Raw genomic sequence first — 2,314 nt, forward strand, 5'->3', positions numbered from 1 at the left:
TATTCCACCTCTTCCAGCCTGAGATCCGTCCAGTGACGTTCCCCGGTCGCCTCGCTACTGGTATGAATTTCGTTTTTTCCCACAAGAGTTTCGTAGGAATAGCCGTTTTCGTCTTCCCAGAGAAAAAGTAGTTTTCCGTCCAGCGGGCGGTGCTCCTTCAGGCCGGGGCCGCTGGTATGGAAAATATGCAGCGTTGTGCCCTGGTCAGAGAGCAGGGAGAGCAGCTTTTTGCCATCTTGAGAAGACTCCACCTGATAGAAGGAAAGGCCGCTGGTCTGCGTGAGAGAAATATTCCAATCTTCATACACACAGGTTTGTGCAAAAGCTTCTCCATCACGCACAAGGCGCAGCCACTTGCCGATATCCGCATTAAAGGCTCCCCCGATTTTGCAGGACGGCAGACCTTCAATGCTGCTCAGAAGCTGAATTTCGATCCCCATTTCCTGTAGCTCGCTTTTTGAGCTTGCCACTTCAACGGCTGCAGCCTGACTATACGTAAAAAGGCATAGTATAAAGAGGATGAAGAACCGCATAGAAACCTCCTGCTACATAGACAGTCATGAATGTAGATGCATTATTCAATGCCAAGTTCTCTAGTCGTTATATATATGATTCATCACTTGCAAGGATGTTCATTGATCTTATCGTAAAGATTTCTATATTGATTGTGGGCTGTTCTTTGATCTTGCATAGAGATTAAACAGACACAAAAGACTAGTAAGGATGTAAACCATTTTTATAAATAGAATTCCTGATTATTCAAGAATACGGACCTGAGCCTTGATGGCTTCAGCCCGAAAATACCCCTGCTCAAGCACCCCCACGCTGCCGCTGTTTACTTCTTCGTAGTAAGCCGCCATCATATCCACATAGTTCTGCCAGGCTTCCTGCGATTTGTTCAGGTGTTCCAGGCAGGAATCAGGCCGATCGGCTTGCCTGCACATCATTCTGGCGTGACTCAGTTCTTTGTCCAGTCTGTTTTGCCAATACTTGATGGCATTGGCGTTGCACTCACGCATTTCCAGAGTGGAAGAGCTGTGCGAGACGCAGGTCTTGAAGCCGGGGGCCAATTCTTCCACTGTGTTGATGAGCGTGGAGGACGTTTGTGCCACAGGTCCCTCCTGCCCCACCAAAATGTCAGCCGGAGCCACAATTTTACCAGAATTCGGCACATAGAAATAGTTATACGAGGAAGTTTTGCCGTCCGACCAGTGTTCTAGCGTACAGTCCATCTCCACGAGACAATTGGGGCTGGCTTCCGCAAATTCGGGCAGGACGTTCTGCCCCATGGCCACATCAAGAATAATGCCGTTCTCCAGCTGCAGCTGATAACCGTAGGCGTCTTCATAGCTGACAGGCCTGATCAGCCGTCCACTGATGTGGAACTGGGCCACTTCATTGGGTGTCACGGCAAAAAACTGTCTCAGTGTACTCCTCGTGATGAAGTCCCGATTGGTATCCTGAATAAAGGTATAGTGGTATACAGCATAGCCGACGGATTCAGCCGTATACTCCGCCATAAGGATTTCCATGCTGCCATCCCCGTCCAGATCCGCGAAGTTCAGAATCTTGTGGACACGGGGAGCGGCCCATGTTGCCTCAACGTCCTTCAGAGCCACATATTGGGTCAGCAGATGCCAGCCGTTGGCATCATGCAGCATGACCACGGAATGCTGACCTTTTTGGGGATTTTGCGGGAGGGCAGGATTTTTCGCAAAAAGCGGAACATCGAGTTGCCAGCTCACCCCCTGACTCCGTGCCGGTACCATATTCTGGGACACAATAAGCAGCTCTTCCTGTCCATCCCCGTCCAGATCCACTCTATAGGCCTGCTCCAGCTGGGGCTGGGGATTCTCTACCCCCTTTTGGGTCAGATGCTGATGCACAGGTGTGGGATCACCGAGATAGGACTGGACGGGACGAGGCATGGCTCTCCAAGAAGAGGCGAGCTGCAATCCACGGGAAGTGTCTTTTTGATTTTGCTGCAAAAGCTGAGCAAAAGCTGGGTAACCGTCCAGCATATCAGCGGCAAGCCATAGGGGACCATTCTTATCATCCTGATAAAAGCCTCCGAGGCGAGTATTCTCAAAAGAAAAAACAGATGCCTTGCCTTTGCTTGCCGGGCTTGCTTGTGCTAGGGCGTGCGACTGCAAGAACAGACTTCCCAACAGACAAAGACACAGTGCCCATTTCCCGAGTTTCATATTGTCCTCCATTATGCTTGTTCTCTGTTTCTAGCGAAGCGGTAATGACAGTACGTCAAACGAGATAGCCTTCGACATGCTCTTGTTCGGTAGACTGGAGCAAAATTTTT

Annotated in this window: 2 protein-coding genes; both read right to left on the reverse strand. The window is 50.0% G+C overall.

Going from position 1 to position 2,314, the window contains the following annotated elements:
• The coding region (locus tag ACQRA4_RS13705) for a hypothetical protein (protein WP_427823608.1) at window positions 1–533 on the reverse strand (533 nt) is incomplete at its 3' end.
• A gap of 222 nt (window positions 534–755) precedes the next feature.
• Window positions 756–1,928: a lysozyme inhibitor LprI family protein gene (locus ACQRA4_RS13710; RefSeq protein WP_427823609.1), complete on the reverse strand. Its 1,173-nt coding sequence runs from the start codon at window positions 1,926–1,928 to the stop codon at window positions 756–758.
• Window positions 1,929–2,314: the final 386 nt, after the last annotated feature.

It is taken from the genome of Desulfovibrio sp. SGI.169, from assembly GCF_050313595.1.
Classification (GTDB): Bacteria; Desulfobacterota; Desulfovibrionia; order Desulfovibrionales; family Desulfovibrionaceae; genus Desulfovibrio.

Coding starts and splice junctions, on each gene's coding strand:
- ACQRA4_RS13710 (WP_427823609.1), bottom strand. CDS start 1,928: ATGCCTCGTCCCGTCCAGTCCTATCTCGGTGATCCCACACCTGTGCAT.